The organism is Shewanella sp. QJM3NY_23, assembly GCF_056173105.1.
Genome location: NZ_CM149657.1, coordinates 1,035,427 through 1,048,452, shown reverse-complemented (window position 1 = coordinate 1,048,452; position 13,026 = coordinate 1,035,427). Strand labels below are relative to the sequence as shown.

7 protein-coding genes and 2 pseudogenes are annotated in these 13,026 nt (G+C 47.8%); 5 read left to right on the top strand and 4 right to left on the bottom strand.

The annotated features are described in order from the left end of the window. Positions 1-24 precede the first annotated feature (24 nt). Together nrdR and glyA are read right to left on the bottom strand one after the other, a co-directional pair. Positions 25-488 (bottom strand): annotated as a pseudogene (nrdR, locus tag AC0VXX_RS04770) (transcriptional regulator NrdR). A gap of 123 nt (positions 489-611) precedes the next feature. Continuing rightward, positions 612-1,868: a serine hydroxymethyltransferase gene (glyA, locus tag AC0VXX_RS04765; RefSeq protein WP_475516146.1), complete on the bottom strand. Its 1,257-nt coding sequence runs from the start codon at positions 1,866-1,868 to the stop codon at positions 612-614. 390 nt (positions 1,869-2,258) lie between these two features. Between glyA and ettA the strand changes: the two genes are divergently transcribed. Next, the gene (ettA, locus tag AC0VXX_RS04760; protein WP_475516145.1) at positions 2,259-3,923 is read left to right on the top strand and encodes an energy-dependent translational throttle protein EttA; all 1,665 of its coding nucleotides are present in this window, start codon (positions 2,259-2,261) and stop codon (positions 3,921-3,923) included. Between the two features lie 406 nt (positions 3,924-4,329). Continuing rightward, a pseudogene (locus AC0VXX_RS04755) lies at positions 4,330-5,381 on the top strand (metallophosphoesterase). A 154-nt stretch (positions 5,382-5,535) separates the two neighbouring features. Here the strand turns inward: AC0VXX_RS04755 and AC0VXX_RS04750 are convergent. Beyond that, on the bottom strand, positions 5,536-8,649 hold the full coding sequence (locus tag AC0VXX_RS04750) for a multidrug efflux RND transporter permease subunit (protein ID WP_475516144.1): 3,114 nt from the start codon (positions 8,647-8,649) through the stop codon (positions 5,536-5,538). Beyond that, positions 8,649-9,803, bottom strand: coding sequence for an efflux RND transporter periplasmic adaptor subunit (locus AC0VXX_RS04745; protein ID WP_475516143.1), 1,155 nt, complete (start codon positions 9,801-9,803; stop codon positions 8,649-8,651). Before AC0VXX_RS04745 ends, AC0VXX_RS04750 begins: the two co-directional genes overlap by 1 nt. A gap of 358 nt (positions 9,804-10,161) precedes the next feature. On the opposite strand from AC0VXX_RS04745, the gene AC0VXX_RS04740 reads away from it, so the two are divergent. From AC0VXX_RS04740 to yiaY, 3 genes are all read left to right on the top strand, one after another. Beyond that, complete coding sequence (locus tag AC0VXX_RS04740) at positions 10,162-10,476, top strand: GNAT family N-acetyltransferase (RefSeq protein WP_475516142.1); 315 nt, start codon at positions 10,162-10,164, stop codon at positions 10,474-10,476. Positions 10,477-10,766: 290 nt separating this feature from the next. Beyond that, positions 10,767-11,240, top strand: coding sequence for a LabA-like NYN domain-containing protein (locus AC0VXX_RS04735; RefSeq protein ID WP_475516141.1), 474 nt, complete (start codon positions 10,767-10,769; stop codon positions 11,238-11,240). A gap of 418 nt (positions 11,241-11,658) precedes the next feature. Beyond that, positions 11,659-12,807: an L-threonine dehydrogenase gene (yiaY, locus tag AC0VXX_RS04730; RefSeq protein WP_475516140.1), complete on the top strand. Its 1,149-nt coding sequence runs from the start codon at positions 11,659-11,661 to the stop codon at positions 12,805-12,807. Positions 12,808-13,026: the final 219 nt, after the last annotated feature.

Below are 13,026 nucleotides of genomic sequence, written 5' to 3'. Positions count from 1 at the left end.
GCAATCTAATGATTAAAAATCGGTTTATTTGGTCGACTTAGGACTCTGCAGTTTCGCAATGGCGTCACCAAACTCGGACACATCTTCAAAGGCGCGATACACAGAAGCGAAGCGGATATAGGCGACTTTATCGAGGTGGACCAGTGGTCCATCATCAAATTACCTATCATCTCAGAGGTGACTTCGCGCTCACCGGTGGCGCGCAGCGTCGACTTTATCTTACTTAGTGCCTGCTCAATTTCATCCATAGATACCGGACGTTTCTCGACTGCGCGTAACATGCCGCCCCGCAGCTTTTCTTCATCGAACGGCTGGCGACTACCGTCTTGCTTAACCACTCGCGGCATTACTAACTCGGCGCCTTCAAAAGTGGTGAATCTTTCATGGCACTCTAGGCATTCACGGCGACGGCGAACCTGATGGCCATCGGCAACCAAGCGAGAATCGATCACCTTAGTATCGGTTGCGCTGCAAAACGGACAATACATTGAGCCTCCAGCATAAAAGCACTTAAATAGATCGGTTGGCATACATAAAAAAGCCAACTGAGAGATACAAAAATGGCCGCTATAATAGCGGCCATCGAAGTTTACCTGATTTAACCCTTAAGGTTAACCGTAAACAGGGAACTTAGCGCACAAATCAAGGACCTGGTTTTTCACCCGCTCGATAGTGGCTTCGTTGTTGATGTCATCAAGCACATCACACATCCAGTTAGTTAACTCAATCGCTTGCGCTTCTTTGAAACCACGACGAGTGATCGCTGGCGAGCCGATACGCAGACCCGAGGTCACAAAAGGTGAGCGAGGATCGTTAGGCACTGAGTTTTTGTTCACTGTGATGTTGGCACGGCCAAGTGCAGCATCAGCGTCTTTACCTGTGATATCTTTGGCAATCAAATCAAGCAGGAATAAGTGGTTGTCGGTACCGCCAGACACTACATCATAACCGCGCTGGATAAAGGTGTTTGCCATCGCTTTCGCGTTAACTACCACTTGCTCTTGGTACGTTTTAAACTCAGGCTCTAATGCTTCTTTGAACGCCACCGCTTTAGCCGCGATAACGTGCATCAATGGGCCACCTTGGCCACCTGGGAATACCGCTGAGTTTAGCTTCTTGTAAATATCTTCATCATCACAGGCCGACAAGATCAAGCCGCCACGTGGGCCAGCCAGAGTCTTATGGGTTGTGGTGGTCACCACGTGTGCATGTGGCAGTGGATTAGGGTAGATACCCGCAGCCACTAGACCTGCAACGTGCGCCATATCGACAAACAGGTAAGCACCGACTTTGTCTGCGATTTCGCGGAACTTGCCCCAATCGATAATACCAGAGTAGGCACTGAAACCGGCGATAATCATCTTAGGTTGATGCTCAACGGCAAGGCGCTCAACTTCGGCGTAATCAATCTTACCAGTGGTTTCGTCGATACCGTACTGCACGGCATTGTACAATTTACCCGAGAAGCTCACGTGAGAGCCGTGGGTCAAGTGACCACCGTGGGCAAGGCTCATACCCAAAACGGTATCGCCGCCTTGAAGTAGCGCCATAAATACCGCTGAGTTAGCTTGTGAACCAGAGTGAGGCTGAACGTTGGCGTAAGTGGCACCAAATAGCTCTTTGGCGCGAGAGATAGCGAGCTCTTCAGCGATATCCACATACTCACAACCACCATAGTAACGCTTACCAGGGTAACCTTCGGCATACTTGTTAGTCAGCTGAGAACCTTGCGCTTCTAATACACGAGGACTGGTGTAGTTTTCAGAGGCGATAAGCTCGATGTGCTCTTCTTGGCGACGAGTTTCATCTTGGATCGCTTGAAACAGTTGTGGATCGAAGTCCGCAATATTCATCTCTTTTTTCAGCATTGGTCACTCCAGCTGTTAAAGTCTTATTAAGTAGGGTTGCGCGGTATTCTACAGTGCAATTGATCACAATCCCAGCATTAGCAACATGAAATTAGCCGTAATTCAGGCTTAGAAATATTCATCTAAGCGCCCCACTGCAGCCAACGCCATAAGCGAGTCATTGTTTGGCAAGCGGATTCTGTTACAAGCCATAAAAGTGACTGTTTACAGCACTTTGATAAAAAACACTGTTTTCGTTTTAGGATAAACCTTGGGTGGCATAAACCGAAAAGTCAGCCCAAAAGCAATTGATGCACACGCCGCCGGCGCCCATCTTCTAAAATACGATTTAAGTTCATACACGATTGCAGTAGAATTGGCGCCATTGTTTTGTCGGAGAGTAAATTTGTTATGGCACAATTTGTTTATAGCATGCTACGAGTGGGCAAAATTGTCCCACCTAAAAAGCAGATCCTAAAAGATATTTCCTTAAGCTTTTTTCCTGGCGCCAAGATTGGTGTATTGGGTCTCAACGGCTCAGGTAAATCGACCCTACTGCGCATTATGGCCGGCCTCGATACCGAAATTGAGGGTGAAGCCCGCCCCATGCAGGACCTTAAAATCGGTTACCTGCCCCAAGAGCCTAAGCTGGATGAACAGCAAACCGTACGTGAAGCGATTGAAGAAGCGGTCAGCGAGGCGAAAAATGCCCTTGCTCGCTTAGATGAAGTCTATGCGCTGTACGCCGAGCCCGATGCCGACTTTGATGCGTTGGCCAAAGAACAAGGCCGCCTCGAAGCCATTATTCAAGCGCAAGACGCTCACAACCTCGATAACATCTTAGAGCGCGCCGCAGATGCGCTGCGCCTACCAGATTGGGACACTAAAATTGAAGTCTTATCTGGGGGTGAACGTCGCCGTGTGGCCTTGTGTCGTTTACTGCTCGAAAAACCCGATATGTTGCTGCTCGATGAGCCGACCAACCATTTGGATGCCGAGTCGGTTGCTTGGCTAGAGCGCTTCTTACAAGATTACACTGGCACCGTTGTGGCTATTACCCACGATAGGTACTTCCTCGACAACGCCGCTGGTTGGATCTTAGAACTTGACCGTGGCGAAGGGATCCCTTGGGAAGGCAACTACTCTTCTTGGCTTGAGCAAAAAGATGCCCGCCTTAAACAAGAGTCGGCCACCGAAAACGCCCGCCAAAAAACCATTGCCAAAGAACTTGAATGGGTTCGCCAGGGGGCTAAAGGCCGTCAATCTAAGGGCAAGGCCCGTATGGCGCGTTTTGAAGAGCTTAATACTAACGATTACCAAAAGCGTAATGAGACGAACGAACTCTTTATTCCACCTGGACCCCGTTTGGGTGACAAGGTCATTGAAGTTAACAACCTGACCAAGTCTTATGGCGATCGCGTCCTTATCGACAATTTAAGCTTCTCAGTGCCTAAAGGCGCTATCGTGGGTATTATCGGTGCCAACGGCGCGGGTAAATCGACCCTGTTTAAGATGCTTACCGGCGCCGAGCAGCCTGATAGTGGCAGCATAGAAATTGGTGAGTCGGTGAAGATTGCCTCGGTCGATCAGTTCCGTGATTCGATGAATGATAAAAATACCGTTTGGCAAGAGATCTCTGGCGGCCAAGATATCATGCGGATCAACAACACCGAGATCCCAAGTCGCGCCTATGTGGGTCGCTTTAACTTCCGTGGTGGCGATCAGCAAAAAATTATCGGCAGCCTCTCGGGTGGTGAGCGTAACCGAGTTCATTTAGCCAAACTGTTGCAAGCGGGCGGTAACGTACTGTTACTCGATGAACCCACCAACGATTTAGACGTCGAAACCTTACGCGCCTTGGAAGAAGCTCTGCTTGAATTCCCAGGTTGCGCCATGGTTATCTCCCATGACCGTTGGTTCCTCGACAGAATCGCTACCCATATTTTAGATTATCGCGACGAAGGCCAAGTGAACTTCTACGAAGGTAACTACACCGAGTACACCACGTGGTTAAAAGAGACCTTAGGCACCGATGCCATCGAGCCTCATCGCCTAAAATACAAGCGCATCAGCTAATCTCATTTACGTTCGAAATCACCAGGCTTCATGCTGGCGAGCGAAGGTTAATAGATAACGGCTTAAAGCGACCAAACGGAGACCCTAGGGTCTCCGTTTTCTATTAACATCAACTTAGGCATATTTAAGGAGCTTATTTTAAATGACGTGTGTTTGAGGCTGAAGTTTAAGGCAGAAGTGAACAGGCTTAAACGAGTTGAGTTTCATCAGGTCTCAGGCAACTCCTCTGCTCCTCATCCCCCAGCGCCGCCTACAAAAACACACAACAATGCAAAATAGTGCTAACATCTCAGGCAGCAACTCACAGCGAAAAACCGATCATTCGTGCGCTCAAATACCCCGTTAGCGTCGACAGAATAAAAGAGAGAGACCTTTGAAACCCCTGCAATTTATCCATTTGTTTTGGCTGTTATTACTCAGTAACAGTTCGCTTGCTACTCCACAGGCGCAAGATAATACGCCTATCCATGATGGCCCCTATGTGTTTATCGAACCTGGGACTGCCCAGCCACAAACGGCGCACTGGATCTGCCACAATCAATTGGCCCAAACCCCGATTAAGCAAGCCAAGCTGCGCCGCCCCAGTGATTGCGCCCAATTACCCGAACTCACACTGAATCCCCATGCGACAGCGCTGTTACCCGATACTTATGAAGGAGTAAACAAAGTTATTGCCCTGAGCGATGTTCACGGTCAATACGATGTACTGATTAACTTGCTGCGTCGTCATAAGGTTATCGATAATCAGCAGCGCTGGGCCGCAGGAGATGCGCACTTGGTGATGACAGGCGATATGTTTGACCGTGGCCATCAGGTTAATGAAGTATTGTGGTTTATGTATCAACTTGACCAGCAAGCCCAAGCGGCCGGTGGCCAACTGCATCTGTTAATGGGCAATCACGAACAGATGGTGATGCGCGGTGACCTCCGCTATGTGCATCCGCGCTATCACACCGCCAGCGAACAACTGGGGCGCAGTTATGATGCACTCTATGCTAATGACACAGTACTAGGCCAATGGCTTAGAAGTAAGCACACCATAGTCAAAATTAATGACACGCTATTTTTACACGGTGGCATAAGCCAAGAGTGGATCGATCGTAAATTAACCTTAAGCCGTGCCAATGCCTTATATCGACAACATATCGATACGTCTAAGCCCGAACTGAAGCAAGATGATTTGCTTAACTTTTTATTTTTCGGCAATGGTCCACTTGGTACCGTGGCTACTTTAAAGCTAACTTTAATCAGCAGGAGCTAGACAACATCTTGGCTTACTTTCAAGTAAAGCGGATTGTGGTGGGCCATACCTCGCAATCACAAGTGTTAGGCCTGTTTGATAACCAAGTGATCGCGGTCGATAGTAGCATCAAGCTAGGTGAGTCGGGTGAACTGCTGATTATCGAGGATAATCAATTAATCCGTGGCCACTATGATGGCGCGCGTTCAATATTGTAACTGTACCTTACCTCTAGCAAGCCACTGTGAGTAAAACGGTTAATGGGTATGATAAAAGAGTGGTTTATCTGCCGTTAGGCATTACAGATGAATACGCCATACCGCTGTCAATGACAGCGGTATGGCTGGTCAAGCTAGACTGAAAAACCTTCCCCTAGCCTAAAGCTTTAGTCCCTTGTTGCTGAGCCTCGATAGCCTGCTGTAACTGCGCCTCGACAAAACCTGGTGAAGTCGTGTGACCCGAGATTAAGCGGTACATCGCAGGGATCACCAGCAGGGTGATAAAGGTGGCGAAAGCCATACCGAAAAACACCACAGTCCCCACCGCAATGCGGCTCTCGGCCCCAGCACCAGTAGACATAATTAAAGGAACAGCACCAATTAAGGTGGTAAATGCGGTCATTAAGATTGGCCGTAAGCGCCGGGCTGATGCATCGATAATCGCTTGCTCAATATCGCTACCACGATCCCGAAGTTGGTTGGCGAACTCCACGATCAAGATACCGTTTTTGGTCACCATACCGATCAACATGATCATGCCAATTTGGCTATAAATATTCAGCCCTTGGCCCGTAAGGTATAACCCGAGGAAGCCACCAAATACCCCCATAGGCACAGTAAACATCACCACCAGTGGATTGATAAAGCTCTCAAATTGCGCCGCCAATACCAAATAGGCCACCAGCAAGGCTAACGCGAACACTATCATCACACTGCTTTGATTCTCTTTAAAATCTTTCGACTCGCCAGTATAACTCACCGAAATGTCACTGGGTAAATGTTCAATCGCCTTGGCATCAAGAAAATCAAGCGCTTCGCCTAAGGTGTAACCTTCACCTAAACTGGCTTTAAGGGTGATCGACTTCTGCTTATTGTTATGGCTCAGTTTGTGAGCCGAAGCCACCTCGTCAATATGAGTGATAGCATCCAGTGAGATCAATTCCCCTGTGGCAGTGCGCATATAGATTTGGCTTAAATCCGCCATGCTGTTGAAGCTGTCTTCATCTCCCCGCAGATAGACATCATATTCCTCACCGCGATCGATAAAGGTGGTTTCGCTGCGCCCACCCAGCATCACCTCTAGTGTTTGCGACACTTGAGCGACGCTAACGCCCAATTGCGCGGCGCGAACTCTGTCAACGGTGACCAACAACTCAGGCGTAGTTTGCGCATAGTCTAAGTCAACGCCCTCGAGCATTGGAGACAATTGAGCCTCCTGCTGCATAATACTGGCCCACTTAAACAACTCATCATAATCGGCGCCGCCAAGCACAAATTGCACAGGCTCACTGGATTTACCACGAAACCCGGGCAAGAGCGGATACACCATCACATCGGGGATCCCTTTTAATGCTTTAGCGACCACGGCCAATGCTTGCTGCGCATTGACGCTGCGATCTTGCCAATCTTCCAACTGTATGATCACAAAGCCAGTTTTATCACCCGCTCGGCCGCCAAAGGCGGGGGCTTGGATGCTAAATGACTTAATAATACCCTCACCTAACAGCGGCATTAAACGTTGCTCAACAATATCAACATTGGCAGTCATGCGATTATAACTGGTGCCCTCAGCGCCTTTAATAAAAGCAAAAATGACGCCGCGATCTTCTTGTGGCGCAAATTGTGCTGGTACCTGTTGCAGCAATAGAGCACAGCCAATAATGCAAGCTAAGATAACCAGCGGAGCGCCAGCACGCCACTTAACAGCTTTAGCAACCCAGTAGCGATAGTGCTGCTCTAAGCGGCTAAAGAGCCTGTCCATGAAACGGTTAAAACCGTTAGGTTTAACGTTGGCCTTGAGCATTTTGCTGCCAAGCACTGGGGTCAATGTGAGCGCAACTATGGACGAGAAGATCACCGACATCGCCAACATGACAGAAAATTCGGTAAATAAGCGCCCGACCATGCCATCCATAAAAGAGATAGGCAAAAACACCATGACTAATACCGCCGTCGTTGCCACCACAGCAAACCCCACCTCTTGAGCACCTTTATAAGCCGCAAGCAGTGGCGGCTCGCCTTTTTCGATGTGATGGAAAATGTTTTCCACCACCACGATGGCATCATCAACCACTAAGCCGATTGAGAGGATCAGCGCCATCAAGGTCAGTAAGTTAATCGAAAAGCCAAAGTAGTGCGCTGCGATGAAAGAAGAGATCAGCGATACTGGCACTGTCACAGCGGGAATAAGCGTGGCGCGTGCCTGGCCAATAAAGATATACAGCACCAGTACCACCAGCGCGCCAGTAATGTACAAGGTGTTATATACCTCGCTGATGGAGCGATCGATAAAGATGGTGGAGTCATAATCGACCACCAATTGCGTCCCTTGAGGTAAAAACTTTTGCAGCTTATCGACCTCAAGGTGCACTTTTTTAGCAACATCGAGTGGGTTGGCATCTGACTGCGCCACTATGCCTAAACTAAGGTTAGGTACACCGTCACTCTTAAAGGTGGAGTTTTCATTTTCGGCGCCAATAAACACCGAGGCCACATCTTTAAGGTAAATTGGAGTGCCATCGCTTGCCGTACGCACTAACAGGTAGTCAAAATCTTCTGGCTGATGATACAGGCGAGCGGTACGAACCGTCATGACGGTGACATCATTGCGCACCTCGCCCCCTGGGCTTTCAATATTTTCATTACGCAGCGCGGTAATAATATCGCTGGTGGTGACGTTACGCCCAGCCATCTGCTCAGGATTAAGCTGCACATACATTACTTTGTATAATCCACCAGAAAGGGTGATGGAACTGACACCACTGATCAGGCTAAACCTGTCTTCGAGCACCCGCTGCGCGTAATCGGTCAGCTGAGTACGGTCCATGGTCGATGAGCTTAAATTAATGTAAACCGAAGGCTCACCCGAGCCATTGTCTTTAGATACAATAGGGTCGTTTGCTTCTTCAGGCAGGCGGCGCTGAGCACGGGCCACCGCATCACGTACATCACTGACCCCTTCGGTTAGATCCCAATCAAGATCGAACGTCACGGTAATACGTGACATGCCATTACGCGTGGTGGAGGTGATCTCATCAATACCACTGATCCCAGTAAGCTCATCTTCGAGCACTGTGGTTATCTGGCTTTCCATAATGGTCGCTGAGGCACCTTCATAGGTGGTCATCACAGTTACCACAGGGCTTTCAACGTCGGGCATCTCCCGCACTGCCAACTTAGAAAAAGAGACCATACCGAACACGCATAATAGCAAGCTCAGAACGATAGCAACCACCGGGCGTTTAACTGAGACATCAGACAATAACATTAGCCACGCCCTCCTTGAGCTGCAGGCGTGGCACTCATATCATCACTGCTGGCCAAGGCCTCCTGAGGGCTTAAATTGGCTGGGGCAACCTCTTCAATTTTCAGGCCATCACGCATATTGACTAGCCCCTGCACCACTATCTTATCGCCGCTATTAACGCCGTCACTTATCAACACTTTATCGTCAATACGTGCACCTAAGGTAACTTGTGTTCGCCGCGCAACATTGTCACTGTCGATAACATAAACAAAACGCTTAGTGCCTGAATATTCCAATGCTTGCACTGGCACGACTGGTTGTTTAACGGGTGAGAAACCAATATTGGCTGACATCAACATACCCGGTTTTAACTTCTGCTGTGGGTTGTCGAAATTGACCCGCACCTTAAGGTTTAGGGTCTCTGGGTTGATGCGCGGATCGATTGCCACTACGTTGCCCACAAAGCGCTCATCTGGCCAAGCTCGACTCGTTGCGGTGACCGACATGCCGAGTTGTAAACGTGACAAATAGAGTTCGGGGACTTGAATATCCAGTCGCATTGAAGCCAGATCATCTAAGCTGAGCAGCTCGCTGCCCACACTGACCATCTTACCAACACTAAAATCCACCAGCCCGGCCGTCCCCGAAAAAGGTGCGCTGATCAGGTGAAAATCCAGCTCGGCTTGCGCCACTTGCAAGCGTGCCAAGGCGATATCGACACTGGCTTTTTGGGCATCGATTTCGGTTTGAGTGATAGCGTTATTACCAATAAGCTTTTGGAACTCTGTTAGCTTGCGTTGTTCATCTTGAAAATAGGCTTGCGCCTGAGCCACATTGGCTTTAGCTCGGGTGTGTTCGAGCACCACTAAGGTCTGACCCGCGACTATTGCTTGGTTAGCATCCACATTAATACGAGTGATTTTTCCCGCTACTTCGGCGGCTATCTGCACCGAGCGATTAGCTTCAAGTTTGCCAACCAGTGACAGATGCTGGCTCAACTTCTGCTCGGTAACGACTGATGTCACCACAGGAATGACTCGCGATTTTTTAACCCCTTTATCGCGGCTTCCACCAGCTTGAGCAGCTTGGTTTGAATGAGATATAAATTGAAAAATTAGAGCGGCAGATAAACTTAAAATAATAATCGTACTGGTAGTTAAACGCGGTTTTTTCATTATTGATTATTCGTCGATTAAAAAGGCCATTGGAGAGTGGCCGTCATTTTAAAGGCAAATCATCGCTTATAGGGTAAATCAGTGTAAATACAAGCAAATTAGCGCCGAAAAGCAACACGAAAACAACATAAAAGCACAACTGACAACTTAAACGGTACTCAATCAAAACAAGCGAACAAATATCACACAAAAATCACTTAATCCCGCTCACGCTATCGCTATCGTCATGGTTAATATCTCTGGCGATGGCAACCGTAAATGACAAATAACAGATAAAGACTTGGCTATTTCGAGCGCCAACGCATTCTGCTAGGCTTAGTGAACTTTATACAAGAATAAGACTTTCATAGGATAAGCCGTGACGCTTTATTGGCTCGCCCCTTCGATGCGCCAACAGGCGTTTATTTTTTACAAGCGTCATATGCCTCATGCTCGACTGCGAAAAAAAGAGCACCTTGCGGTGAAATACCTCAATGATAATCCTCAAGAGCCATTGATTGCCGCGGTAAGGTTAAGGCCCATAGGGCCATATCAGTTATTAACCGGCATGTTGGTGCATCCAAACCATCGCAACCAAGGCGTAGCGCGCACTGTCGCCAGAGCTCAATACTTGCGCCAGCTTTTTATTTGCACTCCCCGAGCTAGTGCCGTTTTATCGGCAACATCAATTTAGCAGCGAAGGTGTGTTCCCCGTTGAAATAGCGCAATTACATCAACGTTACCTTAATCAAGGAAAATCACTCACGCCCATGTACTTTAACACTAAGTCCCGATGTTAACTTGCCACCTAATTACCAGAAAATGACACAAAGGAGTCATAATTCACCACAGTGCTGCAGCTGCATGGTACAACAAAAGTACGAGTGATTAGGCGCGATGCTTATGGCTAGTGCGAGGTGAAGACTGTGGCTACGCAGCCCTTGTGCTATAGTGGCGCAATCATGCTCAACTTCGGAACACTCCTTGAAAAAACTCGCCGTATTTGTCGATGTGCAAAATATCTATTACACCTGTAAAGAAGCTTATGGCCGCCAATTTAACTACCGTAAGTTGTGGCAACACCTAAGCTATGAAGGCGATATTGTCATCGCTAATGCCTATGCCATTCATAGGGGGGACGATGGCCAGCTGAAGTTTCAAGATGCGCTCAAACACATAGGCTTCGATGTGAAACTTAAGCCGTTTATTCAGCGCAGTGATGGCAGTGCTAAAGGCGACTGGGACGTGGGCATCACCATTGATATCATGGAATCAGCTAATGAAGTCGACAGCATTATTTTGCTCTCTGGTGATGGTGATTTTGCATTATTACTGCAACACATCAACCAAAAATATGCATTAAAAACCCAAGTATATGGCGTACCCAAATTGACGGCCAAAGCACTAATCGATGCGACGGATCAGTTTCATGAGATAGATGCTGCGCTGCTGCTTTGATTATTGACCTACTCAGCTCGAACATATTAAAGCTAAATAGGGGGCATGGACGACACCCTCTACACGCCATTAGCCGTAGGGGACAAAAGCGTGCTCGTTTTAGGCTTACGATTGCATCGTTTCGACACAAACATCCCATAAACTGGCTTGCGCCACCATATTTTGATAACAAAAAAATCCTTAAAAGACAAGTGGGTAAGTTATCATTAGTTAATTTACATTGTTTGTCGTATTTATCGTCATCTCCTCCCCCCGATTCGTCTACCCCCGGCAAATACCCGATCTAGATCACGCTTTTACTTAGGTGAGGTTGTTAGGTTAGGGACAGCCAAAGCAGAACGTTTACATGCCTAAATGAGATACCTAGCTCAGATAACTAGGTAACGTTTAGGTACCAACCAATGATAAGGAGATTTTAATGGCTGCTAAATTTTTTATCCCATCGGTTAACGTGTTAGGACAAGGTGCAGTTGACGATGCTATCGGTGATATCAAAACATTAGGCTTTCAACGAGCATTGATCGTAACCGACAAGCCTCTTGTGGATATTGGCCTTGTTGGACAAATGGCAGAAAAACTGGGAAACGCCGGTATTACTTCAACCGTATTTGACGGCGTGCAACCTAATCCAACATTAACTAATGTCGAAGCGGGCCTGACACTGCTCACCGCCAATAAATGTGACTTTGTCATCTCGTTAGGTGGAGGGTCATCCCATGATTGCGCTAAAGGGATCGCCTTAGTCGCGACTAATGGCGGCAGTATTAAAGATTACGAAGGCTTAGACATGTCAACTAAGCCACAATTACCCTTAGTTGCCATTAACACCACTGCCGGTACTGCCAGTGAAATGACCCGTTTCTGTATTATTACCGATGAAGCGCGCCACATTAAGATGGCCATTGTTGATAAACACACCACCCCAATCTTATCGGTAAACGATCCTGAGTTAATGCTACTTAAGCCTGCTGGCCTAACGGCTGCTACAGGAATGGATGCTTTGACTCACGCTGTAGAAGCTTACGTCTCAACGGCAGCTAACCCCATTACCGACGCCTGCGCAATAAAAGCTATCGAGCTCATTCAGGAAAATCTTATAGAAGCCGTTGAAAATGGTAAAAGCATTAATGCCCGTGAACAGATGGCTTACGCTCAATTTTTAGCTGGCATGGCATTTAACAATGCAAGCCTAGGTTATGTGCACGCAATGGCGCATCAGCTCGGTGGCTTTTACGATCTGCCCCATGGTGTATGTAATGCGCTGCTACTGCCTCATGTGCAAGCTTATAACGCACAAGTTGCAGCGACTCGTCTAAAAGATGTGGCCAAAGCTATGGGAGTTAATGTGAGTACAATGAGTGATGAACAAGGTGCTCAGGCGGCAATTGATGCAATTAAGACACTCTCGGTTGCGGTGAAGATCCCTGAGAATCTGAGTAAACTCGGTGTTAAAGCAGAAGACATTCCAACACTTGCCGATAATGCACTTAAGGATGCTTGTGGCTTTACTAATCCAAAACAAGCAACCCACGCCGAGATTTGTCAGATTTTTGAGCGGGCTCTTTAATAATACTGTAGATCTTAGCTAGCACGGAATAAAGCACGCTGGCGGACAACACACAACCAGTCCTTTAGTTGTATTTACGCTAAAATAGCCTTAGCTTGCTTTTTCCCTGCAACGATTTTGCTTGCTATAAGCGCGCCTCAGTCGACGACTTGGCGCGCTTTTCTATTGGTGCGGAGCACAAAATAAGCCCAACAAAAGTACATGGATAAAGAGCATACA

Bases quoted from the DNA above. Each gene is read 5' to 3' on its own strand.
- glyA (WP_475516146.1), bottom strand. From the start codon at position 1,868: ATGCTGAAAAAAGAGATGAATATTGCGGACTTCGATCCACAACTGTTT.
- ettA (WP_475516145.1), top strand. From the start codon at position 2,259: ATGGCACAATTTGTTTATAGCATGCTACGAGTGGGCAAAATTGTCCCA.
- AC0VXX_RS04750 (WP_475516144.1), bottom strand. From the start codon at position 8,649: ATGTTATTGTCTGATGTCTCAGTTAAACGCCCGGTGGTTGCTATCGTT.
- AC0VXX_RS04745 (WP_475516143.1), bottom strand. From the start codon at position 9,803: ATGAAAAAACCGCGTTTAACTACCAGTACGATTATTATTTTAAGTTTA.
- yiaY (WP_475516140.1), top strand. From the start codon at position 11,659: ATGGCTGCTAAATTTTTTATCCCATCGGTTAACGTGTTAGGACAAGGT.